The sequence below is a fragment of the Bradyrhizobium sp. MI1.7 genome (assembly GCF_055811795.1).
In genome coordinates, this window is sequence record NZ_JBVVPO010000001.1 from 477477 (window position 1) to 502757 (window position 25281).

A 25281-nucleotide genomic window follows, 5' to 3' on the forward strand; every position below is an offset into this window, starting at 1 on the left:
CTCGAGAAGGCCCGACGATCGGCCGATCCATCGCATTCGCGCGGGACAGGTCATCCGACATCGCAAGGTTTTGCCGACATTGTCGGCGTCCTCGCCAGAGGGGCCCGGATTCTTGTTCGCTCCAGACATAAAGATGGGTGGGCCGGAATCAAGGCAACAAGACTGCGACCAGCCGCCGCATCGGGTTCCGTGTCAGTGGATCTGGTTAACCAATAGTGCGCGTCTCTCCGTGTCCTGGACGCGCTGCAACGCCCTTCGCGTTGCTGCGCAGAGCCGGGACCCAGAAGGCCACGCATTCCGCCGCAATATGGGCCCCGGCTCAGCAGCGCACCGCCGAAGAGGCGCTGCGCTCCGTCCGGGGCACGAGACCGCCGTTTGACGCGCAACTTACCTCACGACCTCGACAAGATGCGCGCGCGATGGTGCGGGATCGAACTTCTCGCCGAAATACTGCGTCTCGTGCGCCACCAGTCCTTCGCGGAATTCCATGATGCTGACGACATAGGACGGCACGCCGTCATAGGTCAGCACGAACTCGCTCACCCAGAGATCGCCGCCGCCGACGATCCGGCGGACCGTGAAGCGCTTCTTGTTGGGCTGCACGAACCGGCTCTCCTGAATCGTCCCGCGGCCGCGGATGCGCTCGCCGGACTGCGGATAGTCGAGCACGGCGTCCTCACGGTAAATGTCGTGTTCGGCCTCGAAATCATTCGCGTCCGACGCAGCCCAATGGCGCTGAAGGGCCGCCAGTATCGCCTGATCATCCATCGCGATCTCCCGTCTTGCGGTGTCTGCCCCCAGATCGGGACGCAGACAGCCGGCGACAAGACCGGCTAGCAACGTCTAACAACGACTAACGGGCCAAAATTCCGACATGGATGCAGATTGGCATTGCAGCGACCTGGAAACCGCCAGAGCCGCGCCGTCACGCCGGGGAACCCCATGGCCCGTTTGCTCTCCCTCAATGTCGGCCTGCCGCGCGACATCGCGTGGCAAGGCAAGACCGTTTATACCGGCGTCTGGAAGACGCCCGTCAGTGGTCCGCGCAGGGTGCGCCGGCTCAACATCGACGGCGATGGACAGGGCGATACCGCCGGTCATGGCGGCGAGCAGCGCGCCGTCTACGTCTACCAGCGGGAGTCCTATCAATACTGGCAGGAGCACCTCGGTCGATCGAACCTCGTCCAAGGTCAATTCGGCGAGAATTTTACCGTCGACGGCCTCGCCGACAGGGACGTCTGCATCGGAGACCGTTACAAAATCGGCTCTGCCCTGTTCGAGGTGACGCAGCCGCGCGTCACCTGTTACCGGCTGGGGATTCGCATGGAGGAGCCGGACATGGCCGCGCTGCTTGTCAGGCACGGCCGGCCCGGCTTCTATTTTCGTGTGATCGAGGAAGGCGACGTCGAGGCCGGCGACGAGATCACGCAGATCGCTGATGGCCCCGAACGCATGAGCGTGTCCGAGATCAATGCGCTGCTCTATCTGCCTCCTCACCCGCGCGACGGCCTGGAGCGCGCGCTGAAAATTCCGGCGCTGAGCGGCGGCTGGCGTCATTCCTTCGAGGCGCTGCTCGAGCAGCAGCGCAAGGATACGACGGCGGGAAACGCCGGGCTCGGCCCGGCGTCGAGCCCGCCTCCGGCCTGGCGCGGCTTCCGGCCGTTTCGCGTCGCGCGCAAGATCGCCGAAAGCGGCAACGTGACGTCGCTGATCCTCGAACCCACGGACGGACATCCCGTCGCCGCCGCCCTGCCCGGGCAATTCGTCGTCGTGCGGCTCGGCACCTCCACTGCACCGGCGATGACGCGCAGCTATTCGCTGTCGAGCCGCTCCGATGCCGCGTCCTGGCGCATCAGCATCAAGCGGGAAGCCCACGGCGCGGCGAGCCAATATATCGCCGACGAGGTCAAGATTGGCGACGCTGTGCAGATCGGCGCGGCGCGCGGAAGTTTCACGCTACGGCAAGATGCGCGGCCCGTCGTCTTGCTGAGTGCCGGCATTGGCGTAACGCCGGTGCTTGCGATGCTGCACGCGCTCGCCGCGGAAGCATCGACGCGAGAGGTCTGGTGGCTGCACGGCACCCGCAACGGTCGCGAACATGCGTTCGCCGCCGAGGTGCGCGGGCTGTTGGCTGGGCTGGCCCACCATCACAGCCATGTCTGCTACAGCGCGCCCGATCCAGGCGATCGCCTCAATGTGGATTTTGACACGATCGGACATCTGGACCTCCGGGTGCTTCAATCCGTCGGCGTCCCACGCGACGGCGATTTCTATCTGTGCGGGCCGGCACCGTTCATGACCGATCTCTCGCGCGGGCTTGCCGGACTCGGCATCGCAGCGGATCGCGTTCACACCGAGATGTTCGGCGCCGGACCATCCCTGACACCCGGCATAGCGTCCTCCCCGCAGAAGCGGGCGCACTTGCCGGCCGGCGCAACCGGCCCAGGCCCGATGGTCTCGTTCGCCCGCAGCGGCCTCAATGTCTGCTGGGGACCATCATATGCCAGCCTGCTCGAGCTGGCCGAAGCCTGCGACGTTCCCGTGCGCTGGTCGTGCCGGACCGGCGTGTGCCACAACTGCGAGAGCGGGCTGGTGGCCGGCGCGGTCAGCTATGCGCCGGATCCGCTCGACGCACCAGCGGACGGCAATGTCCTGATCTGCTGTTCACGGCCCCAGGGCGACGTCGTGATCGATCTGTGAGTGTCGGCACCCACGCCAGACATGCGAGAAGATATGGGAGAGTTCAATGCGACCTGACATGATGCCGGGAGTAACCTTCCCGGATTACGAGCTCAGCGACCACACCGGCAAGCACCGAAAGCTCTCCGAGCTGCAGGGTGGCGATCCAATGGTGCTCGTTCTCGGCCGCGGCGGCTTCTGTCCGAAGGTCTGCTGCAACTCCATCGCGAGATGGAGGTCGGCTATTGCCGGCTGGTCACGATCACCACCGACAACATCACCCAGACCAACGAATATCGCAGCGGCGTCGGGGCGCACTGGCCTTTCCTGTCGGATTCGCGGCGGATCGTTCAGAAGGATCTCGACATCGCCGAATACACCGATCCCGTCCACAATCCGATGATCCCGCATGTCATCGTGCTGGAGCCCGGCCTGCGCGTTCACAAGATCTATAACGGCTATTGGTTCTTCGGACGCCCGACCGTCGAAGAGCTGCGCCAGGATCTCCGAGCCGTCAGCATGAATTGCCGTCCGGACTGGGACATCACCGCGCCCGGGCTGAAGACCCTCTGGGATCAGGGCCGCAAGGAGCATTTTTATCCCTACGGCAAGGCTTACGTCGAAACTCTCGGCGAACGGGACTAGAAACACATTCCGGCATCGTCCGTTCGGACGAATGCCGAGCCAGGAATGTGGATGGTCCAGATGAAGACGACTCCCGGCGATCGCGCCGGCCGCATGGGCGCGCGCCAGATCTACGAAGCCCTGAGGGATCAGATTCTGACGCAGGTCTACGGGATCGACAGCCTGCTGCCGTCGTCGCGGGCGCTTGCCGGCGAGATGGGCGTGGCGCGCTCGACCGTGACCGTCGCCTATGAACAGCTCGCCGCCGAAGGTTTTATCGAGACACGCCATGGCGCGCGGCCGCGCGTTGCCCGCGCCGTCGTCGAACGCGGACGCGCGCGCGCCGCATCGCGGCCCTCGGCGCGCAGGCCGCTTCTGTCGGCCTTCGGCGAGCGGTTGCGGTCGGACCCGCCGCGCTGGACCGAGCCGCCGCGCGGGCTCATCGCCAACTTCCGCTATGGCGAGCTCTCGCCGTCGGATTTCCCGGTGCTGGCGTGGAAGAAGGCCGTGACGGCGGCGATGGCGCGCAAGCCCGAGCGGCTGGCCTATGACGACCCCTGCGGCGCGCTGCGGCTGCGGACCGCGCTTCAGGGCTATCTGTGGCGATCGCGCAGCGTCCGCTGCGAGGTCGATCAGATCGTTGTCGTGAACGGCTCGCAGCAGGGGCTCGACATCTGCGCGCGCCTCCTGCTCGACGCCGGCGACCGCTTCGTGATGGAGGATCCCGGCTACCAGATGGCGCGGCACACGCTCGCGGCAACGGGCGCCGAGACGGTGCCGATCCCCGTTGACGCGGATGGACTGGAGACAACGCGGCTCGACGGCATCGAGGCCCGGCTCGCCTATGTGACGCCATCGCATCAATATCCGCTCGGCGGCGTCATGCCGATCGGACGCCGGCACCAATTGCTCGCCTGGGCACGCAAGCACGACGCCTACGTGATCGAGGACGATTACGACAGCGAGTATCGCTACGACACCAGGCCGATCCCGCCGCTGCATGCGCTGGAGGGCAGCGACAACGTGATCTATCTCGGCACCGTCTCCAAGACACTCTCCCCGACCTTGCGGATCGGCTACCTGGTCGTGCCCGCCGGGCTGCGATCCCTGTTCGCCGCCGCCAAGCAGATCATGGACCGGCACACGCCGCTGATCGAACAGCACGCTCTCGCTTCGATGCTCGAAAGCGGCGCCTATGACAGCCACGTCAGGCGCGTGCGCCGGCGCAACGCCGAGCGTCAGCAGGCGCTGCTCGCCGCGTTGCGCCGCCGGTTCGGAGATCGCGTCCGGATCGAGGGCACGGCGGCGGGCCTGCACGTGGTGGCGTGGCTCGACGATCTGCCGCAGAAGCGCGAAGATGCATTGATCCAGGCGGCTCGCACGAAAGGCGTCGGCGTCTATCCCGTCTCCGCGTTGTTGGTCGGCCCACGCAGGGCGCGGAAGACCGTCGGTCTCGTCATGGGCTATTCGGCGCTGGAGATTGCGCAGATCGAGAGAGGCTGCAAGATTCTCGCGCAGGCCGCCGCCGAACTGGACTGATTAAATCATGTAAAACTGGCCGTTTCATATAGGCCAGATTTCGGCTATCTCCGCATCAAGAACGGAGACACGCCATGTACATCCCGCCCGCCTTCAAGGACGACGACATCGAGAGCATCCGCGCGACCATCCGCGGCGCCCGGCTCGCCAGCCTCGTGACGGCGACCAGCGAAGGTCCGGTCGCCACGCCCCTGCCGCTGTTCCTCGACGAGAGTGAAGGCGAGCACGGCGTGCTCTATGGGCATGTCGCCAAGGCCAACCCGCAATGGAAGCTCCCGCCGATCGGCGATGCGCTCGCCATCTTCAACGGCCCCGACGCCTATGTGACGCCGTCCTGGTATGCGACCAAGCAAGAGACGGAAAAGGTGGTGCCGACCTGGAATTACGTCGCCGTGCACGCCTATGGTCCGGTGGAATTCTTCCAGGAGCCGGAGCGCCTGCTCGAGGCCGTGACGCGGCTGACGAACAGGCACGAGGGCGCGCGCGCAAAGCCGTGGGCCGTCAGTGATGCCCCCGCCGATTTCATCGCCGCGCAACTGCGCGGGATCGTTGGCGTCCGCATTCCCGTCGTGCGGTTCGAGGGCAAGCGCAAGATGAGCCAGAACCGCCCCGAGGCCGATCGTGTCGGCGTCGCGCAAGGTCTTGCGGCAAGCGAGGACGCGCATGATCGCGAAGCTGCCGCCCTGGTCCCGCTTCCGGTCTGAGAGAGCGGGATTCTCGGTGCTGAGAGGCTTCACCGAGAGTCTCCGTGGACCATCAGCTTGCGCAGGAATGCGCGACGACGCGCTCGCCCCTCACAACGGCTTCCGCCAGTTTGCGCCCGACGTCACCGAAATCCGATAGGGCAAGATAGCCTTGCGCGTAGGCTTCCTGCGTCAGGCGTTCGAAGCGCTTGTCGTCTCCGGTCGACCATTGCTTGGCGATGTAGTCTGCCCCGGCTTTCCCGAAAATCTTGGGGTAGTGTTCCATGTCGTTCTGACGACGATAATAGTAGTAGTCGATATGGGCGACGAATTGCTTCCGCCCCTCTCCCGCGCAACGCGATCCATAAGGGCGCTCGAACGCCAGAGCGGTCTCGCGGCGCAAGCCTGCGCGACCGTCCACGAAGATCTCTTCGTTGGAACCATAACCCGGACCATCGACCGGTGCTGCTGGTCGCTGGGCTGTCTTCTGCGGAGCGAATGCCCAGGCGGCGACCTGCCAGATGACAAGCGCCCAGACGATGAACCAGGCGCGGCTCATTTGAAGCTCGCCGACGCCTGCTGCCGTGGCAGGCATACCGGAGACGGATCAAACAACATACCAGGCCCGGTGAACCAGAGAACGACGTCGCGGATATCCTCCGGGAAGTCTTCCTTGACGATGCCCTTTTGTTTGAACGCCTCGGCCAGCTGCGCCTTGACGCGAACGTCCAGCGGCGTGGAATACGCGGCGTTCGCCCGATCGCGCTTCTCTTCACTGCAGAACATGCCCATTCTCGGATTTGGGCAGTCGTAGATCTTCACCCAGCCCCGCGCATAGGCCTCCGTAGCCGCCCTCAGGTTCGCCTTCATGGTGTCGTCGCACGGCGACATCGCGTAAGCGGTGCTTGCCTGCAATGCGTCCATCCGCAGTGCGTCTTGCTTCGGGTCCTTGTCGCTTTGCAGGGTGTGCTCCGCTTCCCAATCCTTCCGCTGCTTGGCCTTTGAATGCTCATCGCCGAACGAGGAACTGAGCGTGGGCCTCAATTCACCGACCAGCGAAACGTGCGACACCGGAAATCCGCGAATCGCCCAGGAGACGCCCACGAACGTGGAGACGAACGCCATGCAGGTGAAAAGAACAAATCGGCTCATGATGCGCACTCAAAATTCGCGCGCAACCTAACTGTGTCGGCGTTAAGAGACGTATTAATGCGCGGGTTCCCGCAATGCAGGGTAAATGAACGTCTAAAACACGCCGCAGAAATGATCCGGACTTTGCAGAACACATCGCCGGGGAACCCAACACAGGCGATCTTGTTGGTGAACCTTACGCCACATCCTGACAGGAAGGCCGCATGTGCCGCTGGATCGCATACCGGGGCGAGACCACCTCGTTCGAGCCTTACGTCACCGAGCCCGAGCATTCGCTGATCGCGCAGAGCATCCGCTCGCTGCAATCCACCGCGGGCTCGAACGGCGACGGCTTTGGTCTCGGCTGGTATGGCGAGCATCCGGAGCCCGGCCTTTACCGCGAGACCCGTCCGGCCTGGTCGGACGAAAACCTGCGCTACCTCTGTCGCCATCTGCGCTCGCATCTGTTCTTCGCCCATGTGCGCGCCGCCACCGGCACGGCGGTGACGCGGCAGAATTGCCATCCGTTCGCCTGCGGCCAGTGGATGTTCATGCACAACGGCTTCGTCGGCAGCTGGAATCGCCTGCGGCGCAAGGTCGAGGCGCTGATCCCCGATGCCTACTACCCCTCGCGGCTGGGCACGACCGATTCGGAAGCCGTGTTCCTCGCCATGATGGGCGCGGGACTCGACAGCGATCCACTTGGCGCAACGCAAGCCGTGCTGCAATCGCTGGTCGGCCTGGTCAACGAGGGCGAGCTTCGTGAGCGCCTGCGCTTCACCAGCGCGATCGCAAACGGCCGGGATCTCTATGCGTTTCGCGTCGCGGTCAACGATGCCGCCAACACGCTCTATTATCGCGAGGCCGGCGGCGGCCAGGTCGTCGTCGTGTCCGAGCCGTTCGACAAGGAAACGGACTGGACGGAAGTTCCGCCGAATCACGCGCTGGTCGCGCGCGCGTCCGAAAACGTGAAAATTGTTCCGTTCGACGTTGCAATTTCCGGTGGGTCCGACGCGGAACCGGCCCGCGTCATGCGGATTATTGCCCGCAGGTAATACCACTGCCGGGTGGCCCTATGACATTTGCTTCAGACGTTTTGAAACTGCTGCGCCTCGATTCCTCCGATGACAAGCAGCACCTCGTCATCCGCTCTGCCGGCGGACGCGGCAAGGCGGCTGAATATTCCTTCGGCATCGAGGAGGAATACTTCCTCGCCGATCGCCGCAGCTTCGAGGTCGCGATCGAAACGCCCAACGCCCTGTTCGAGTCGGTGAACTGGTCCACCGGCGGCCAGGCGATGCGGGAGATGCTGCAATCCCAGCTCGAGGTTGCCACCAACGTTCACGTCGATGTCAATGACGCCCGGGAAGAGCTGCGGTTCCTCCGCCGCGAGGTCGCCAACGTCGCCGCGCAATACGGCTTCGTCATCATGGCCTGCGGCACGCATCCGACCGCGGTCTGGCGGATGTCGCAGCCGAGTCCGAAGCCGCGCTACGAGGAGATGATCGAGGATCTGCGCAGCATCGGCCACCGCAACATGATGTGCGGCATGCATGTGCACGTCCAGCTGCCCGATCCCGAGAAGCGGATGGCGGTGATGCGGGCGATGCTGCCGCATCTGCCGCTGTTCATCGCGCTGTCGGCCTCCTCCCCGTTCTGGAATTCCCACAAGACCGGGCTGAAGGGCTACCGGCTTGCCGCCTATTCCGAGCTGCCGCGCACCGGCTTGCCCGAACTGTTCGAAACCAGGCACGACTACGACGAATATGTCGGCGCGCTGCAACGCTCCGGCGTGATTCCCGACGAGAGCCATATCTGGTGGGCGATGCGGCCGTCCATGAGGCATCCGACCCTCGAGCTTCGCGCGCCCGACACCTGCACTTTCATCGACGACGCCGTTGCCATCGCCTCGCTCTATCGCTGCCTGACGCGCCATCTTTATCTGCGGCCGCATCGGTCGAAGGAGGTCACGGTGGTCGAACGCGCGATTGCGGTCGAGAACAAATGGCGGGCCCAGCGCTACGGCACCGATTGCATCTTTGCCTCGAAAGACGGGCCGGTCACCATCTCGGAGCTGCTGGCCCGGATCATCGACGACGTCGCCGGGGACGCAGCCGCGCTGAACTGCGCCGCCGAGGTCGAGCACTGCCGGACCATCGTGGAGCGCGGCAGCTCGGCGGAATTCCAGCTTCGCGCCTATCGCGAGAATGCGGAGGACATCGGGGCGGTCTCGCGCTGGATCGCAGCCTCGACGATCTCGGGCGCGAGCGCTCCGATCGGAAGCGTTCGTGCGCCGTCATAGCGCCCGCGCAAGCTTGGCGAACGACAATGTCGCTCCTGAATTCGGTGATCGTGGAGGAACGCGTGAATCGCGTCACGTCTTGCGCTGGCTGCGGCCACGGACTTGTACCGCTGCTTTCGGCCAAGGGCCGCGCGGAGCTCAGCTGCCTCTGGTGCGAAGGCATCGACGCGCGAACGGTGGACATGGCGAAGTGGGCGGACAGCCCCATCGGCAAGCCCGAGCGGATCACACGTCAGCCGTTCGAATGAGCGGTTGCGCATGCCCGGCCGCCGGCCTTTGCTGATCGACGCGACCTGCGCGGCTGCACGATCGCACCAGGGCTTGCCGACAAATTAGACAAGACGCACCCCGTCGCCGGGGTTGCGGGCTCGGCGATGTGGCCCAGGCAAGGCAGCCTGACCTGCCGTCTAACCTCAGGTGCAATCTCGATTTTTCATCGCGCCGTGCGGAGCCGCCGAGCCCGCGCATCGTGCTGCATCCCGACTGGCCCAGAATTCGCAAGGCAGCGTCAGGCCTGATTCCCTGCTCCCACGAATTGGCGCAGCAAGATGCGTGCGCCCGGAGACCGGATGAGCGGCAAAGATCGGAGAGTGCCATGAACGTGCATGCCGCCGGCGATCTCAAATTTACCGGCCTCACCCATCCGAACGGCGCGCCACTGCGCCTCAACGCTCAGGATTTCGTGGCGATCGATCGCGACAGGAACGCCAGGTTCGAAGCGACGTACCGGCCGCAAGCCCTCTACAACCGCGCGAACGAGGGCTTCCACGCCAACAACGAAACCTTCCTCCTGCACGAAGTCGCGACGAACCTCCCGATCTACCGCCCGGACACCGGCCCCACCGATTTCCATCTTCATCTTCCGCCAGGCGGCTTTCAGCTCGTGCTGGTCACCTCGGGCGCCTTCACCTTCGACTACGACGGGCGCTTCTACAATGTCGGCCCCGGTGCGGTGATGTTGCAAAGCGCGATCGTCCACCGCCAGCTGTTCTACACTTGGTCGGGACTGTCGACCGAAGAAAACCTGAAGACGCCGCAGACCGTGGTACCCGATCCGATCTCGATGGGCTACTCTGGCAAATTCCTCGAAGCCTTCGTGACCGATCCGACGACCTTTCCGAACCCGACGATCGTCGGTCCGGACCAGATCAACGAGGCCGAGACGCCGCGCGTGGCCTGGAGCCACCCGCTGCACAACCGGCCGGCCGACGCGGGCTTCTGGCTTCAGGATCCCCTCGCGCTGGACGCGCTGTTCAAGCCACTCGTCGACGGTCCGATCAAATCGGCCTTGCCGGTGTACGTGCGCGACATCGGCATCGAAGTGCCGAGCGGCCATCTCGTCACCGGCCACATCATCGCAACCGACCCACCCGGCCAGTCGCTGCTGCCCAAGAGCACGTCGATCGCCGCGGACCCGACCTGTTTCGCCAAGGGCGAGGTCGTGATCTATCGCGTCATTCGCGGCACAGCCGAGTTCAAGAAAAGGTCCGGCGAGGCATTTGAACTCTCCGCCGGCGATGTGGTGACGGCAGGCAAGGGCTCGATCAGCCTTGTCGGCCTCGGCGAAAACACCCAGGTCCTCAGGCTCGGCCTGCTGAAGGGCATGAACGAGCTTCGCGGCTGGACGCCGACGCAGCGCGACGAGATCGACGGCCTCGCCGGCCAGATCATCACGCAGAAGGACATCCGTCCCCTGCGCACCGAGGGCAAGCCGGTCGGGTATCTGTACGCGTAGCCGCGCAAAAAAGACGACCCGCCGAAGCGGGCCGTCGCGATCTCATTTGGCGCATGAACTTTAGCGCACTGATCCACTATAGAGCTGCCGCTCCTTGCGAACTTCGTCCGCGCCGTAGGGCTTGCTGGCGGGATCGAACGACTTCCATCCGGTCTTCTGCCAGGCCGCGCTGCGGTCACGCAAATTGACGGACGACTCGTTCAGGACCGCGTCAAGGCGGGATCGATCGGCATCTGCGACCCGCGCCGACACCAGCGTGCCTCCCCGACGCACGCCCTCGGCGTAGGAGTCCGCATCTTCCCGCGAAATGCCGGCCTCAGTCATCGCTCCGACGACACCGCCGGTGGCGGCTCCGGCGGCCGCGCCGACCGCGGTGGCGGCGAGCCAACCGGCTGCAACGACGGGTCCGAGGCCGGGGATTGCGAGAAGGCCGAGACCGGCGAGAAGGCCGGCAGTGCCACCCACGCCCGCACCGATGCCGGCGCCCTTGCCGGCACCTTCGGCGCGGTCGTCGACGCCATCGCGGTCACGGTCTACCTTCTTGTCGGTGTTGAACCAGCTGTCCGAATTATTGGCGACGATGCTGATGTCCGAATGCGGCACGCCGGCAGCTTCGAGACGCTGAACCGCCTGCTGCCCAGTGCTGTAGTTGTCGTAAAGACGAGAAATTGTAACGGTCATTGTGTGTCCTTCTTATTTGCTTAATGGCTTACTTGGCCGAATTGACGTTGCCTTGAAAGTCGACGCTGACCGCGGTGGCAGATCCACCCTTGCTGGCATGGCCGCGCCAAACACCGTTGTCGTCCTTCTTCAGTTCGGTGACGTTGGCGTAGCCGGCATCCTCGATCTTCGACTTGGCTTGTCCTTCGGTGAAACTGTTGCGACCTGCGACAGGAGCGTCGGAGTTGTTTTGCCCCGCGCTGTTGACCGCGCTGTTGTTCGGTCCGGACTGCGCCGGTGGATTTTGTGCCGAGGCCGGAGCAGCTGCGAAGGCGGTGGCCGCCGCGAATAAAGAAATGCAAACGATAAACGATGGGCGCTTCATGATGGTCTCCAGTGTCTAAGGAGTGATCCAAGCCCCCATCAGAGCTTTAGTTCCTACGTCTCGCGCTTTGACATCTCCTTCACGCTCAGGTTCTGAAGAATATCATCCACGTCATCACCATGAGGATGACTGCAAGTCCCACACTCACACCCAGCAGCATCAACACGCTGGGACCGAGCTCGCCTTGGCGCGCTTCGAGCGCAGTCTCAACGATGCGGCCGCTCTTGTCTCGATCCATGTCATCTGGTCCTTGCATTCCGGGGAAAGGTGACCGTTTGCCTGCGTCAGACCCGGCAGTGCTGCCCACGCCAAATCGTCCATGGGTCTCAATCGGACCCTTGGTGGTTCGTTACTATTGGCAAACGGTGAAAGCTCGGGCTCGAGATCTGCGCTGGCTATCCAGGCAAGCGGCGTCCCGGAGCGGTCAGACAGGAGTTGATATCGGCAGCCATCTTGTTCCGGTGTGCCTTGCTCAGCAGCGCATCCCGCTCTGGGCCGGGTTCAAGGTGCGAGGCCTCTTCACGCAGCCTCAGTGCATCAGCTGCGAGACGCTCGGCAAGTGAATCCGCCTGACGCACGCGGTTGCGCTTCTCATTCATGACGAACGCCCCTGCGTTGGCATCGGAATCAAATCAGCGCTTTGCGGCTGCGGTCGCGAGACCGGCGGCGTCGCGCCATCGAGCCACTCCTGCGTCTCCGCGAGAGCGAGCCAGGCATCGCCCATGCTCCTGAACTGCTTGCGCGCCGCGTCGTTGGCAGCGGTGTCTTCCAGCGTCAGGCAGTGCCCGGCATTCTGCCGAAGATGCTCGGACTGGCTCAATTGGATATCAGTGCTGCTCGTGGCATCGGCAGAGGTCTGCCAGGAGTTCTTGCACACAGGGCACCGCCACTGATTGACGAAGTTCCCGGTGGGCAAGTAGGTCGCATGCAAGGGAGCCGCCACTATTCGCCCGCAGGCGGTACAGCCGTTGGGCCGTTGTGACGGGGATTGCTGTGTCTCGTCCTGAACCGCTTTCGCGCTCCAGCGGCGATCGAACTTGCGGCAGAGATGCAGGGGATAGGAGATAACGTTCAATGCGCGCCTCCGGTTGTGGCGGGAGCGCGGCAGCGTCTCTCTGTCACCGGCGCCTGTCATGTCTGTGCGGGTGATATCCTGGATATGGTGTCGCAAATGACATTCACCAGTGCGCGGCCCCGAGGAACCACGCCTTTACCTCCGATCTACGGCATTTTCCGACTGCTGGCTGCATCGATTGGATTAGGAACATCTCTCCGTCCCTCCTGTTGCGTCTGCACGACATGATCCGTGAATGCGCATGCCGGGAGGTCCGGACCAGCACTGTTCCGGGTCCCAAGAAGGCGAAATCGATCCCTGCTCGATGGTGCTGATCCGGTCTCCGAACCGCACCCGCGACGCACGGAAATCTCCTCCAGCAAGAATCCGGCGCCATCGCGGTCGTGATGCGACCAAGGGCGTCAATGCGGAAGCGTCCCTTCCCCACTCTCCAACAGCTGGCCGCAGTCAGCGAAAGTGTCACATGCGCATACTGAAAAAACGTTCGCCATCTTTGGCGGCCACGGCCCTTCATGCTCTCGCAGAACATCCCTTGGCCTCCACGATTGCCGCGACGGCCGGCCTGCTCGCAGCGGCCGCGTTCGTCAATCGGCGCCTTGCCGACAAGGCGCAGCGTGATAATCCGCCCCAAGGGCGGTTCATCGACATCGACGGTGTTCGGCTGCACTATGTCGAGCGCGGGTCCGGACGCCCGCTGGTTCTGCTCCATGGCAATGGCAGCATGATCCAGGATTTCGAGTCGAGTGGCCTGATCGATCTTGCAGCCAAGGACTATCGGGTCATCGTGTTCGACCGTCCCGGCTTCGGGCACAGTCTGAGGCCGCGCAACGTGGTGTGGACGCCGGCCGCCCAAGCCGACCTTTTCAAAGACGCGCTTGCGCACCTTGGCGTCGACAAGGCGATCGTGCTCGGACATTCCTGGGGCGCATCGGTTGCGATCGCCCTGGCAAGCAGGCACCCCTCATTGGTCGAAGCCTTGATACTGGCGTCGGGCTATTATTTCCCGACGGCCCGCACCGACGCGATGATGGCGATGGCCGGGCCGGCGATACCAGGGTTTGGCGACATCCTCAGTCACACGATCTCGCCGATCCTCAGCCGCCTGATGTGGCCGACGATGCTGCGGCAGCTGTTCGGGCCCAAATCCGTCCCGGAAAAATTCGACGGCTTCCCCAAATCACTGGCGGTGCGTCCGTCGCAGCTTCGTGCGGGTGCCGCGGAAGCGGCGTTGATGGTCCCTTCTGCGATGCTGTCGGCGAAGACTTACGGCGAATTGGCCATGCCGGTCACCATCCTGGCCGGCGAGGACGACCGCCTCATCGACATCGACGAACAGTCCGGCAGGCTGCATGACGAGATCAAGCACAGCAAGATGCGTCGCGTCCCGAATGCGGGTCACATGATCCAGCAATCGGATACGGCTGACCTGATGGCCGCTGTCGACGAAGCCGCGGCGGAAACGCTGCATTGAGCCACCTGATTCTCCCGAGAAGCATCTGGTCGCGGCACGATCCGAATTAGGAACGTCCAACACAGCGCTCAGTTGGCCCCGGTATCTCCTGTAGTCAAAGGTCTTTCCATGTATCATCACGTCAAAAAGCTCATGTTCACAGTCCGGGTCGACGAGCCCGATCCCCGGTTCGGCAATATGCTGCTGGAGCAATTCGGTGGCGCCAACGGCGAGCTTGCGGCCGCCATGCAGTATTCCATTCAGGGTCTCAACTGCGAGGATCCCGACCGTAAGGATCTCCTCATGGATATTGGAACCGAGGAGTTGAGCCACCTTGAGGTCGTCGGATCGCTCGCGCGGCTGCACTTGAAACCCATGAAGTTCGATCGCGAAGCGGCGGAAGCCGATCCCTTGATCGCGATTGCCGGAGGCGGCGGTGTCAATCTGTTCAACTCGCAAGGCAGTGCCTGGACGGCGGACTATCTCAAGATCACCGGAGAACTCGACGTCGATCTGCGCAGCAACATCGCCGCAGAAGCTCGGGCCAAGATCGTCTATGAGCGCCTGATCAATTTCTGTGATGACGCCGGCACCAAGGACGCCTTGCAATTCCTGATGACACGGGAAATCACCCACATGAAGGCGTTCTCACGCGCGCTGGAAAGCATGAACAAGCCCACGTTCAGCATCGGCCGCATCGCTCCGACGCCCGGTCTCGTGGACCAGTTCTTCAACGATTCGACAGGGTCCGGCGACAATGGAGAAATCGACACAAGAGGTCCCTGGAATGAAGGCGAGGACTGGGTGTTCATGGAATCACCGGCACTCCAGAGCGGCGATCCCGGCGCAGCGCCTTCCATCGTTGCCGAAAGCTCGCCATCGGAACCGTCCGTTGGCCTTGACGACCTGCTGATCGATCAGCTGCGGGATCTCCTGCACGCGGAGAAGCAGTTGACCAAGGCATTGCCTCAGATGATCGAGGCTGCCCGCTACGACCAGCTCTCCGAGCTGTTCACCGTTCACCTGGCCGAAACCGAAGCGCAGATCGAGCGTCTCGACGAGTGCTTCGAACTTCTTGGGAAGAAGCCGCGCGCCAAGGCTTGCAAGGGCATGCAGGGGCTTGTCGAGGAAGGCGACGAAGTGATCAAGGAGGGCGCCAGGAAGGACGATGCCGCTGCGGATCTCGCGTTGATCGGTGCGGCACAGCGTGTCGAGCACTACGAGATTGCCGGCTACGCGACCGCCCGCAACCTGGCGCAGCAGTTGCGTCACACCGCCGTCGTCGCGCTGCTTTCCAAGAATCTGGCGGAGGAAGAGAACGCGGACCAGTTGCTCAATCAGGTCGCACGTTCGTTGATGTCGGTTGCGAAGATGCCCGCCGCCATCGAGCAGACCTTCGCCGAGGATGAGCCCGCCGGAGGCTAGGTCGGCCTTGAACCATTGACCACAAGGCAACGCGGCCCCTGCAGGGGCCGCTGCGCCACCACAGCCGGAAAGGATCTAGCATGCCCCCGAAGATCAAAGAACATACCTGCCCGCTGTGCAATGGAACCGGCTTTCCCAAATCCAAGGAGCCAACGCACCCGGGTCGCAAGATCTATCCAGTCAAATGCGAGTCCTGCCAAGGCAAGGGCAAGATATCGGAGATGACGTGACGTGATCTCAGTGCTTTGAGGTCGCGCTAAAGGCCGGTCCTACTCCGCCGCCTGCCGTACATGCCGCGCCGTCGGCGTGCGCATGGTGACCAGCTCTTCGGCCGCGGTCGGATGCAGCGCGATCGTCGCGTCGAAGTCGGCTTTGGTCGCCTTCATCTTCACCGCGATCGCGACCACCTGGGTGACCTCGGCGGCGCAATCGCCGACGATGTGGCAGCCGAGCACGCGGTCGGTCGAGCCATCGACGACGAGCTTCATCAGCACGCGGGTGTCACGGCCGGACATCGTCGCCTTGATCGGGCGGAACGTCGTCTTGTAGATGTCGACGTGGCTGAATTGCGCACGCGCCTCGGTCTCCGTCAGACCGACCGTGCCGACCTCCGGCTGCGAGAACACCGCGGTCGGAATGTAGGAATGATCGACCTGCACCTCGCGCTTGCCGAACACGGTGTCGGCAAACGCATGCCCCTCGCGGATCGCAACCGGCGTCAGATTGTGCCGGTGGGTGACGTCGCCGATCGCATAGATGTTGTCGACCGAGCTCTTCGAGAAATGGTCCACCGCGATGCCGCCATTCTCGGGGTTGATGGCGACGCCGGCCTTCTCCAGGCCGAGATTGGCGACCGACGGATGGCGGCCGATCGCGAACATCACCTGGTCGGAAGCGAGGCTCGAGCCGTTCGACAGATGCGTGGTAAATTCCTCGCCGTGCCGATCGACCTTCGCCACCGTGCAGCCGGTGAGAATGGTGATGCCCTGTTTTTCCATCTCGCTGCGGACGTGGGCGCGAACGTCCTCGTCGAAACCGCGCAGGATGTTGTCACCGCGATAGATCACGGTGACGTCGGAGCCGTAGCCGGCGAAGATGCCGGCGAATTCCAGCGCGATATAGCCGCCGCCCTGGATCACGATCCGCTTCGGCAGCTTCTTCAGATGGAACGCCTCGTTGGAGGAGATCACGTGCTCGATGCCGGGGATCGAGGCGCCGTGGTTGGGCGCGCCGCCGGTGGCGATCAGGATGTATTTTGCGGTGATCTTCCGGTCGTTCTCGAGCAGGCGGACGGTGTGCTTGTCCTCGATCACCGCGCGACTCTTGACGACCTGCGCGCCCGACTTCTCGACATTCGTCGTGTAGGCCGCTTCCAGCCGCGCGATCTCCTTGTCCTTGTTGGCGATCAGCGTCGGCCAGTCGAAGGTTGCGGGCGGAACGGTCCAGCCGAAACCGGCGGCATCTTCCAGCTCGTGACGGACATGCGAGCCGATCACGAACAGCTTCTTCGGCACGCAGCCGCGGATCACGCAGGTCCCGCCCATGCGGTACTCTTCCGCGATCATCACACGCGCACCGTGGCCGGCCGCGATGCGGGCGGCACGCACGCCGCCCGAGCCGCCGCCGATGACAAAGAGGTCGACGTCGAATTCAGCCATTGTCCACTCCGACCTCTTCTTTCAGCGCATGATCCGGAGAAGTGTGCAGCGGTTCTCCGATAGGATCATGCGCAAATAACAGCCTAAAGCGCGATGACGCGCTTCAGGGGTTTCTGATCAGATAGGTACTGTCAGATTTCCTTGCCACGCTTGCGCATCTCGGCACGGAAGGCACCCATCACGGTCTCGGAGAAGTTCTGGGCCCAGGAGTTCATGAAGGCCATGCTGAGGCCGATGGCGCGCGGCTCGGCGTCGATCAGCTTCTTGCCCAGCGGCGACTTGTAGAAGGTGACGAGGTCCTTCAGTTCCTGCTCGGTGAACTCGCTGGCATAGATCTGCGCCATGCCTTCGCCGATCTCGTTCTGGCGGCCGTTGAGCTGCTGGGCCACGATCGGCGCGACCTCGCTGAGCTCCTTCTGGTAGTTGAGATTCTGCTGGATCAGCGTGATCTTGGTCTTCTCGACCATGCCAGGCACGGCGCCCTGATACATCGCGGTGGCGTTCTTGATCTGCAGGATTTCCTTGGCCGCCGCGATCGCCGCAGGCGAGGCTTTCGGCGGGGCCGGCGCGGGAGCAGCCTTCTGGGCCGGCGCGGCCTGCTGCGCGATCGCCGGGACCGCCAAGACGGCCAGTCCAGCAGCAAGCGTCGCGGCCGGCAAGAATCTCAATACGCTCTTCATTCCTAGTCTCCTTTCGGCTTACGCCGTTCAATCACGCGAATTCCCTCGCCGCCCGCCAAAACGGCCGAGCTGGCCAAGCCGATAAACAAGCCATGCTCGACCACGCCGGGGATCGAGCTCAACGCCTTGGCGAGGCCAGGCGGATCCACGATGCGTCCGAGCTGAGCATCGAGAATCCAGTGGCCGCCATCGGTGACGAAAACGTGGCCATCCTTGTCGCCGCCTTTGGCTTTGCGGACCGCCATTTGCCCGGAAACGCCGCATTCGGCAAATGCCTTCTCGATCGCGCGGCGCGTCGCGCCGAGCCCGAACGGGATGACCTCGATCGGCAGCGGAAAGCGGCCGAGCGTCGGCACCCATTTGCTGTCGTCGGCAATCACGATCATGCGATCCGAGGCGGCCGCCACGATCTTCTCGCGCAGCAGCGCGCCGCCGCCGCCCTTGATCAGGTTGAAGTCGGGATCGATCTCGTCGGCGCCGTCGACGGTGAGGTCGAGATGATCGATCTCGTCCAGCGTCGTCAGCTTCACACCGCAGCGCTCCGCATCGAGGCGCGTCGCCTCCGAGGTCGGTACGCCGATCACTTTCAACCCGGCCTGCACGCGCTCGCCGAGCAGCTCGACGAAATGCTTGGCGGTCGAGCCGGTGCCGAGCCCGAGCTGCATGCCGTCACGCACCTCCTCGAGGGCGCGCGCCGCAGCCTGCCGCTTCAACTGGTCCATGTTCACGATGCGCCCGCCCCTGAATTTTAGAGTGTGCCGCCGATAGGTTGCTTGCGGCGGCCTATGTAGCCTCGTTTTTCCCGCCGGAACAGGCCTCCGGGCCGATCTTATAAGGTGAACTTATGGCTTCGGCCCTTGCGCCGATCCGGCCGGCCCGATAGCGCTGGAACCATGACCTCCCCTTACACCCTCGTCTTCGATCTCGACGGCACGCTTGTGGATACGGCGCCCGACCTGATCACCGCGCTGAATTTCGTGCTCGACCGCGAAGGGCTGCCGCCCGTGCCGATGGCCTCGGCCCGCAACATGATCGGCGCCGGCGCCCGCAAGCTGATCGAACGGGGGCTGGAGGCCGAAGGCCGCATGGTCACGCCGGCGGACATGGACCGGATGACGGCGGATTTCATCGCCTATTACGCCGACCATATCGCGGTCGAATCCCGCCCGTTCGAAGGGCTCGAGGCCGCGCTCGACCAGTTTGCCGCCCAGGGCCACCGGCTGGCGGTCTGCACCAACAAGCTGGAATGGCTGTCGAAGCGGCTTTTGGACCAGCTCGACCTCACCCGCCGCTTTGCCGCGATCTGCGGCGCGGACACCTTTGGCGTCCAGAAGCCCGATCCGACCATTTTCCGCGAGACCGTGGCGCGCGCCGGCGGGGCGGTCAAAGCCAGCATCATGGTCGGCGATGCCGGAACCGACGTCGGCGTGGCCCGGCGCGCCGGGGTGCCCGTGATCGGGGTCAGCTTCGGCTATACGGACGTGCCGATCGCCGAGCTGAAGCCGGACCGGCTGATCCATCACATGCGCGACCTGCCGGCCGCGGCCCACAGCCTGATGACTGCCTAGGAACCACAAGCCTCTGAGATAACTGCCATATTCTACGGAACCCTGCGTTAACCATCTATTAACTATGCGCAGCGCGCCGGTTGCTTGCTTGGAACGACGCTCGTAGGTTCGCCCGGGGATGTGGCGGTTCGTCGCAGTTAGAAGTGGGTGGTCATGCGTCGTGTCATCGCGATTGCGCTAGCGGGAGCGAGCCTTGGTGGCTGCTCCTCGATGTCTTGGGACATGTTCAAATCGGCGCCGCCGACCGTCCAGGTCCGGCTGGAATCCAATCCTCCAGGAGCTGACGCCACGACCTCGCTGGGTGCGGGTTGCAAGACCCCCTGCTCCGTCTCGGTTCCCGCCCCCGACGCGCCGTTCGCCGTCGCTTTCGCGCTGCCGAAATATCAGCCGGCCAGCGTGCCGGTGAACGTGATCAAGAATCCCGGGGATTTCACCACGCCCGCCTCGGTCACCACCGACCCGAATCCGGTGTTCGCGGAACTCCAGCCGGCAGTGCCGCCCAAGCCTGTGAAGAAGCCGCACCGGCCGAAGAAGCCGAAGCCGGCCGCAGCCGCCGCGGCACCTGCGGATGCCGCACCCGCTGCGGCCCCTGCGGATGCTGCACCTGCTGCGGTGGCGGCCTCGCCGTTTCCCGATCCGAACGCAGGAAAGCGCTGATCCAGGCGCTGATTACGTATACCACCCGATTGTCCTAACCGCGTCCGATGCTTAGATTGCTTCCAGAGCACCACTGAAGCAAAGGTGCGCCCGTCGCCGTAAGTGACAAGGCATTTGGCAAGGCATCTGGTATGAACGGACCTTCCGCGAGCCCTCTCGCAGCAGCGACCCCCCGCGACGCGCTGTCGAGCGCGATGACCGATCCGTTCGGGCGGACCATCTCGTATTTGCGCGTATCCGTCACCGACCGCTGCGATCTGCGCTGCTTCTATTGCATGTCGGAAGACATGACGTTCCTGCCCAAGGCGGACCTGCTGACGCTGGAAGAGCTCGACCGGCTCTGCACGGCCTTCATCGCCAAGGGCGTGAAGAAGCTGCGGCTCACCGGTGGCGAGCCGCTGGTCCGCCGCAACGTGATGACGCTGGTGCGCTCGCTGTCCCGCCACCTTTCGAGCGGCGCCCTGAGCGAGCTGACCCTGACCACCAACGGCACCCAGCTTGCGAAACACGCCCGGGAGCTCGCCGATTGCGGCGTCCGCCGCATCAACGTCTCGCTCGACACGCTCGATCCCAAGAAATTTCGCGAGATCACCCGCTGGGGCGAGATCGACAAGGTGCTGGAGGGCATCGAAGCCGCGCGCGCCGCTGGGCTTGGCGTGAAGATCAACGCGGTGGCGCTGAAGAACCTCAACGAGGACGAGCTTCCCGACCTGATGCGCTGGGCGCACGGCAAGGGCATGGGCCTGACGCTGATCGAAGTCATGCCGATGGGCGAGATCGGCTCGGGCCGTATCGACCAGTACCTGCCGCTGTCGCTGGTGCGCGCGCGGCTCGCCCAGCAATTCACGTTGACCGATCTGGCCGAGAGCACCGGCGGGCCGGCGCGCTATGTCAGCATTGCCGAGACCGGCGGCAAGCTCGGCTTCATCACGCCGATGACCCATAATTTCTGCGAATCCTGCAACCGGGTGCGCATCACCTGCACGGGCACGCTGCACACCTGCCTCGGCCACGAGGATGCTTCAGATTTGCGCAAACCCCTGCGTGCATCTGACGACGACATGCTGCTTGCGGATGCGATCGACCTCGCCATCGGGCTGAAGCCCAAGGGCCACGATTTCATCATCGACCGCCGCCACGACCGCCCCAGCGTCTCCAGGCACATGAGCGTCACGGGCGGCTGAGGGATTCGCGCCCTCCCCGCCATAAGCTTTTGACTCGGCGTCAATTTGCCCATTTTCCGATTGACGGCGCACAAGCCCGCTGGTTTGGTGCAGCCGCCTTTGCTTGCCCGGCAGCAATAAGCCGGCCGCGCCCCTTTGGCGGTCGCGGTCAAGACGGCAAGGCACGAGGGGAGGACTGACGCCGCAATCGCTCCGGAATATTGTCCGTGCGGTCGCGTGCTTTTCGCACGCCGGCCAGGCGATGCGTGCTGAAGCCTCCCGTAAAGTGTTAGGCCGCGACGGCGACGGAGAGAAAGTAAGATGCGTCCATTGCTGGCGGTGAGCAACGCCATCGACGCCCTCAATGAAAAGATTGGGTACGTCTGTAATATCCTGGTGCTGCTGGCGTGCCTGGTCAGCGCGGCCAATGCCATGATCCGCTATGCCTTCAGCAACTCCTCGAACGGCTGGCTGGAGCTGCAATGGTACATGTTCGCCATCCTGGTGATGTTCGGCGCGTCCTACACCTTCAAGCGCAACGAGCATGTCCGCGTCGAGATCTTCTACCTCACGCTCTCGGAACGCGGCCAGCTCTGGCTCGACATGATCGGCACGCTCTGCTTCCTGATCCCCTCCTGCCTCCTGCTCGCCTATCTGTCCTGGCCGTTCTTCATGCAGGCCTATAACGTCGGCGAGATGTCGGGCAATGCCGGCGGCCTGATCCGCTGGCCCATCAAGTTCGTGATCCCCGCCGGCTTCGTGTTGCTGGCGCTCCAGGGTGTTTCCGAAGTCATCAAGCGAATCGCGGCTCTCCAGGGCTATGTGACGATCGACGCCAAGTACGAGAGGCCGACCCAATGATTACGCTGGAAATGATGCCGCCGCTGATGTTCGGCGGCCTGGTTCTGGCGATGCTGATCGGCTTCCCCGTCGCGTTCACGCTCGCGGCGGTCGGCCTCTCCTTCGGCTTCCTCGCCATCCATCTCGGATTCTTCGACCTCAACTTCCTCCAGGCGATTCCCGGCCGCGTGTTCGGCAGCGTGCTTTCCAACGAGCTGCTGCTCGCGATCCCGTTCTTCACCTTCATGGGCGCCATATTAGAGAGATGTGGACTAGCCGAAGATATGCTGGACTCGATGGGCCAGCTGTTCGGCCCGGTCCGCGGCGGCCTCGGCTATTCCGTCATCATCGTCGGTTTCATCCTCGGCGCCATCACCGGCACGGTGGCGGCCCAGGTCATCGCCATGGCGCTGATCTCGATGCCCGTGATGATCCGCTACGGCTACAACATGCGCTACATCACCGGCGTGCTCGCGGCCTCCGGCACCATCACGCAGCTGGTGCCGCCCTCGCTGGTGCTGATCGTGCTCGCCGACCAGCTCGGCAAGTCGGTCGGCGACATGTATCTCGGCGCCTGGGGTCCGTCGGTGTTCCAGATCATGCTGTTCGCCGGCTACACCTTCATCCTCGGCCTGATCAAGCCGAGCCACGTGCCGCCGGTGCCGAAGGAAGCGCGCACGCTCACCGGCTGGGCGCTGTGGAAGAAGTGCCTGATGGGCATCATCCCCTCGGCCGTGCTGATCTTCGTCGTGCTCGGCACCATGATGATGGGTCTTGCGACCCCGACGGAAGCCGGCGCGATGGGCGCGGTCGGCGCCATCGTGCTCGCCGCGATCCATCACAAGGACTTCACCTCGAAGGATCGCATGATCCTGATCGGCGGCGTGATCGCCGCCGGCGTCGGCACCATCGTCGCGATGCTGTTCACCGAGAACCTGGTCTTCAGGCTCTCGTTCGCCGTCACCTATCTCGCCGTGGCGTGGATCTGCATCCAGGCCGCACGCATCCCCGAGCTGCGCGACCTGATCAAGCAGGGCTACGAGTCCACCATGCGCCTCACCTGCATGGTCACCTTCATCCTGATCGGCTCGACCTGCTTCTCGGTGGTGTTCCTTGGCGTCTCCGGCGGCGTCTGGCTCGAGCATCTGCTGACCTCGCTGCCCGGCGGCGTGTGGGGTTTCCTGATCTTCATCAACCTCTTCATCTTCTTCCTGGCGTTCTTCCTCGACTTCTTCGAGATCGCCTTCATCATCCTGCCGATGATCGCGCCGATCGCGCAGAAGGTCCTCGCCCCGGTGGTGGGACCGGACGCGGCGCTGATCTGGTTCGGCGTGATGCTGTGCGTGAACATGCAGACCTCGTTCCTGCATCCCCCGTTCGGCTTCGCGCTGTTCTATCTGCGCGGCGTGGCGCCGAAGGAAGTGAAGAGCTCCGACATCTATTGGGGCGCGATCCCCTGGATCGGCCTGCAGCTGATCATGGTGCTGCTCGTGATCATCTTCCCGATCACGGTGACGGGCCTGCTCGACAAGCCGCTCAACGTCGACCTCGACAAGGTCAAGATCGAAGTGCCGCAGATCGACCTGCCGCCGCTGGATCTCGGACCGCCGCAGAAGTAGCGGCCATAACCATCGCCGTCATGTTCCGCCTCGGCGGTTCATGACGCGCGCGCCCGCGCGCGTGACAAGCAACGCAAACACGGGCATACCGGGCCATCCTCCAACTGATGGACCGCCGCGCATGTCCCGATCGCTCCCTGCTCCGTCGCTCGCTCCCTTGATCGCATCGCTCTGGGTGGCATGTGCCGCAACGTTTGCGCATGCGGAACCGATGACCGATGTCCATGCGCTGGCGCAAAAGGAGCAGCAGCCGCTGCTCGACACGCTGCGCGATCTCGTCAGTATCGAATCCGGCAGCAAGGACATCGACGGCCTGAACCAGATCGCCGAGCGCGTTGCCGGCCAGCTCAAGCAGCTCGGCGGCACGGTGGAGATTTTGCACCCCACCGACGTCTATCGCCTCGACGACACGCCCGAGACAATCGGCCCGGCCGTGCACGCCGTGTTCAAGGGCACCGGCAGCAAGAAGATCATGCTGATCGCCCACATGGACACGGTGTACCTGAAGGGCATGCTGAAGGACCAACCGTTCCGCGTCGACGGCGACAAGGCCTACGGCCTCGGCATTGCCGACGACAAGCAGGGCGTCGCGCTCATTCTCCATACCGTGGCGATGCTCCAGAAACTCAATTTTAGGGATTACGGCACGCTCACGGTGCTCACCAATGGCGACGAGGAGATCTCCTCGCCCGGCTGGCGCAGCACCATCACCAAATTCGCCGCGGATCAGGACGTGGTGTTCTCGTTCGAGGGCGGCGGCACCGACGGCACGCTGCGCCTTGCCACCAGCGGCATCGGCTCGGCCTATCTCACGGTGCACGGCAAGTCCTCGCACGCGGGCGCGCGGCCCGAGGGCGGCGTCAACGCGCTGTACGAGCTCTCGCACCAGGTGCTGCAGATGAAGGACCTGTCCAAGCCCGAGCAGGGCCTGAAGCTGAACTGGACGGTCTCGAAGGCCGGCACCAACCGCAACGTCATCCCGGCCGACGCCTCGGCCCAGGCCGACGCACGTGCGCTCAAGGTCGCCGATTTCGACGAGTTGCAGAAGGCGTTGCAGGAGAAGATCAAGAACCGCCTGCTGCCCGACTCCAGGGTCGAGCTGAAATTCGAGGTACGTCGTCCGCCGCTGGAGGCCAACGATGCCTCACGCCGCGTCGCGGCCTACGGCAAGACGATCTATGGGGAGATCGGACTGTCCCTCAAGGTCGACGAGAAGGCCACCGGCGGCGGCACCGACGCCGCGTTTGCCGCGCTCAAGACCAGCGGCGCCGTGGTGGAAGGCATGGGCCTGTCAGGCTTCGGCGCGCACTCCAACGATGCCGAATATGTGCAGATCAACAGCATCGTGCCGCGGCTCTATCTGGCCACGCGCATGGTCATGGACCTGTCCACGGGCAAGCTGAAATAG

General features: G+C 63.9%; 26 protein-coding genes and 1 pseudogene. 16 read left to right on the forward strand and 11 right to left on the reverse strand.

The genetic code is table 11. From position 1 onward, the window contains the following. Nucleotides 1–387: 387 nt before the first annotated feature. Complete coding sequence (locus AC0L3X_RS02335; RefSeq protein WP_231144582.1) at nt 388–768, reverse strand: nuclear transport factor 2 family protein; 381 nt, start codon at nt 766–768, stop codon at nt 388–390. A gap of 174 nt (nt 769–942) precedes the next feature. Here AC0L3X_RS02335 and AC0L3X_RS02340 point away from each other — a divergent pair, with 174 nt between their 5' ends. The 4 genes and pseudogenes from AC0L3X_RS02340 to AC0L3X_RS02355 all read left to right on the forward strand — a co-directional run bounded on the left by AC0L3X_RS02340 (nt 943) and on the right by AC0L3X_RS02355 (nt 5546). Further along, nucleotides 943–2700, forward strand: coding sequence for an MOSC and FAD-binding oxidoreductase domain-containing protein (locus AC0L3X_RS02340; RefSeq protein WP_063984009.1), 1758 nt, complete (start codon nt 943–945; stop codon nt 2698–2700). A gap of 46 nt (nt 2701–2746) precedes the next feature. Next, nucleotides 2747–3324 (forward strand): annotated as a pseudogene (locus AC0L3X_RS02345) (redoxin domain-containing protein). 51 nt (nt 3325–3375) lie between these two features. Next, nucleotides 3376–4842: a MocR-like pyridoxine biosynthesis transcription factor PdxR gene (gene pdxR / locus AC0L3X_RS02350; RefSeq protein WP_231144581.1), complete on the forward strand. Its 1467-nt coding sequence runs from the start codon at nt 3376–3378 to the stop codon at nt 4840–4842. Between the two features lie 74 nt (nt 4843–4916). Next, on the forward strand, nt 4917–5546 hold the full coding sequence (locus AC0L3X_RS02355; protein ID WP_473316237.1) for an FMN-binding negative transcriptional regulator: 630 nt from the start codon (nt 4917–4919) through the stop codon (nt 5544–5546). A 52-nt stretch (nt 5547–5598) separates the two neighbouring features. Here AC0L3X_RS02355 and AC0L3X_RS02360 read toward each other — a convergent pair whose 3' ends face one another. Together AC0L3X_RS02360 and AC0L3X_RS02365 are read right to left on the reverse strand one after the other, a co-directional pair. Next, entirely contained in the window at nt 5599–6084 is a 486-nt protein-coding gene (locus AC0L3X_RS02360) for a hypothetical protein (RefSeq protein WP_231144580.1), read from the reverse strand. Further along, on the reverse strand, nt 6081–6677 hold the full coding sequence (locus tag AC0L3X_RS02365; RefSeq protein WP_231144579.1) for a hypothetical protein: 597 nt from the start codon (nt 6675–6677) through the stop codon (nt 6081–6083). Before AC0L3X_RS02365 ends, AC0L3X_RS02360 begins: the two co-directional genes overlap by 4 nt. Before the next feature lie 203 nt (nt 6678–6880). Here AC0L3X_RS02365 and AC0L3X_RS02370 point away from each other — a divergent pair, with 203 nt between their 5' ends. From AC0L3X_RS02370 to AC0L3X_RS02385, 4 genes are all read left to right on the forward strand, one after another. Then, nucleotides 6881–7711 carry a class II glutamine amidotransferase gene (locus tag AC0L3X_RS02370; RefSeq protein WP_063984013.1) on the forward strand — a complete coding sequence of 277 codons (831 nt, stop codon included), beginning with the start codon at nt 6881–6883 and terminating at the stop codon, nt 7709–7711. 20 nt (nt 7712–7731) lie between these two features. Further along, nucleotides 7732–8958: a carboxylate-amine ligase gene (locus AC0L3X_RS02375; protein ID WP_063984014.1), complete on the forward strand. Its 1227-nt coding sequence runs from the start codon at nt 7732–7734 to the stop codon at nt 8956–8958. A 26-nt stretch (nt 8959–8984) separates the two neighbouring features. Further along, nucleotides 8985–9206, forward strand: a complete 222-nt coding sequence (locus tag AC0L3X_RS02380) for a hypothetical protein (RefSeq protein WP_175618061.1) — start codon at nt 8985–8987, stop codon at nt 9204–9206. 347 nt (nt 9207–9553) lie between these two features. After that, nucleotides 9554–10693, forward strand: coding sequence for a glucuronate isomerase (locus AC0L3X_RS02385; protein WP_231144578.1), 1140 nt, complete (start codon nt 9554–9556; stop codon nt 10691–10693). A 60-nt stretch (nt 10694–10753) separates the two neighbouring features. On the opposite strand, the gene AC0L3X_RS02390 is transcribed toward AC0L3X_RS02385, so the two are convergent. The 5 genes from AC0L3X_RS02390 to AC0L3X_RS02410 form a co-directional block, all read right to left on the reverse strand. Further along, nucleotides 10754–11374, reverse strand: a complete 621-nt coding sequence (locus AC0L3X_RS02390) for a hypothetical protein (protein WP_063984015.1) — start codon at nt 11372–11374, stop codon at nt 10754–10756. A gap of 28 nt (nt 11375–11402) precedes the next feature. After that, nucleotides 11403–11738 carry a hypothetical protein gene (locus tag AC0L3X_RS02395; protein ID WP_063984016.1) on the reverse strand — a complete coding sequence of 112 codons (336 nt, stop codon included), beginning with the start codon at nt 11736–11738 and terminating at the stop codon, nt 11403–11405. Nucleotides 11739–11823: 85 nt separating this feature from the next. Next, nucleotides 11824–11976: a hypothetical protein gene (locus tag AC0L3X_RS02400; protein WP_187387736.1), complete on the reverse strand. Its 153-nt coding sequence runs from the start codon at nt 11974–11976 to the stop codon at nt 11824–11826. A 157-nt stretch (nt 11977–12133) separates the two neighbouring features. Beyond that, the gene (locus AC0L3X_RS02405; RefSeq protein WP_063984017.1) at nt 12134–12337 is read right to left on the reverse strand and encodes a hypothetical protein; all 204 of its coding nucleotides are present in this window, start codon (nt 12335–12337) and stop codon (nt 12134–12136) included. After that, the gene (locus tag AC0L3X_RS02410; protein WP_155795277.1) at nt 12334–12813 is read right to left on the reverse strand and encodes a hypothetical protein; all 480 of its coding nucleotides are present in this window, start codon (nt 12811–12813) and stop codon (nt 12334–12336) included. Before AC0L3X_RS02410 ends, AC0L3X_RS02405 begins: the two co-directional genes overlap by 4 nt. A gap of 463 nt (nt 12814–13276) precedes the next feature. On the opposite strand from AC0L3X_RS02410, the gene AC0L3X_RS02415 reads away from it, so the two are divergent. Continuing rightward, nucleotides 13277–14284, forward strand: coding sequence for an alpha/beta fold hydrolase (locus AC0L3X_RS02415; protein ID WP_063984018.1), 1008 nt, complete (start codon nt 13277–13279; stop codon nt 14282–14284). 108 nt (nt 14285–14392) lie between these two features. Continuing rightward, entirely contained in the window at nt 14393–15688 is a 1296-nt protein-coding gene (locus tag AC0L3X_RS02420) for a DUF892 family protein (protein ID WP_063984019.1), read from the forward strand. Nucleotides 15689–15957: 269 nt separating this feature from the next. On the opposite strand, the gene gor is transcribed toward AC0L3X_RS02420, so the two are convergent. The 3 genes from gor to rpiA all read right to left on the reverse strand — a co-directional run bounded on the left by gor (nt 15958) and on the right by rpiA (nt 18754). After that, nucleotides 15958–17346 (reverse strand): glutathione-disulfide reductase, encoded by a 1389-nt coding sequence (gene gor / locus AC0L3X_RS02425; protein WP_063984020.1) that lies wholly within the window; start codon nt 17344–17346, stop codon nt 15958–15960. Nucleotides 17347–17477: 131 nt separating this feature from the next. Further along, nucleotides 17478–18026: a DUF2059 domain-containing protein gene (locus AC0L3X_RS02430; RefSeq protein ID WP_063984021.1), complete on the reverse strand. Its 549-nt coding sequence runs from the start codon at nt 18024–18026 to the stop codon at nt 17478–17480. Nucleotides 18027–18028: 2 nt separating this feature from the next. Continuing rightward, complete coding sequence (gene rpiA / locus AC0L3X_RS02435; RefSeq protein ID WP_028146742.1) at nt 18029–18754, reverse strand: ribose-5-phosphate isomerase RpiA; 726 nt, start codon at nt 18752–18754, stop codon at nt 18029–18031. A 165-nt stretch (nt 18755–18919) separates the two neighbouring features. Between rpiA and AC0L3X_RS02440 the strand changes: the two genes are divergently transcribed. The 6 genes from AC0L3X_RS02440 (at nt 18920) to AC0L3X_RS02465 (ending at nt 25281) form a co-directional block, all read left to right on the forward strand. Beyond that, the gene (locus AC0L3X_RS02440) at nt 18920–19594 is read left to right on the forward strand and encodes an HAD-IA family hydrolase (protein ID WP_063984022.1); all 675 of its coding nucleotides are present in this window, start codon (nt 18920–18922) and stop codon (nt 19592–19594) included. Nucleotides 19595–19747: 153 nt separating this feature from the next. Continuing rightward, nucleotides 19748–20251 (forward strand): hypothetical protein, encoded by a 504-nt coding sequence (locus AC0L3X_RS02445; protein ID WP_063984023.1) that lies wholly within the window; start codon nt 19748–19750, stop codon nt 20249–20251. A gap of 131 nt (nt 20252–20382) precedes the next feature. Next, nucleotides 20383–21435 (forward strand): GTP 3',8-cyclase MoaA, encoded by a 1053-nt coding sequence (gene moaA, locus AC0L3X_RS02450; protein WP_231144576.1) that lies wholly within the window; start codon nt 20383–20385, stop codon nt 21433–21435. A gap of 300 nt (nt 21436–21735) precedes the next feature. After that, nucleotides 21736–22275, forward strand: a complete 540-nt coding sequence (locus tag AC0L3X_RS02455; RefSeq protein ID WP_014496195.1) for a TRAP transporter small permease subunit — start codon at nt 21736–21738, stop codon at nt 22273–22275. Continuing rightward, complete coding sequence (locus AC0L3X_RS02460) at nt 22272–23873, forward strand: TRAP transporter large permease (RefSeq protein WP_063984025.1); 1602 nt, start codon at nt 22272–22274, stop codon at nt 23871–23873. Before AC0L3X_RS02455 ends, AC0L3X_RS02460 begins: the two co-directional genes overlap by 4 nt. 121 nt (nt 23874–23994) lie before the next feature. Beyond that, entirely contained in the window at nt 23995–25281 is a 1287-nt protein-coding gene (locus tag AC0L3X_RS02465; protein WP_063984026.1) for a M20/M25/M40 family metallo-hydrolase, read from the forward strand.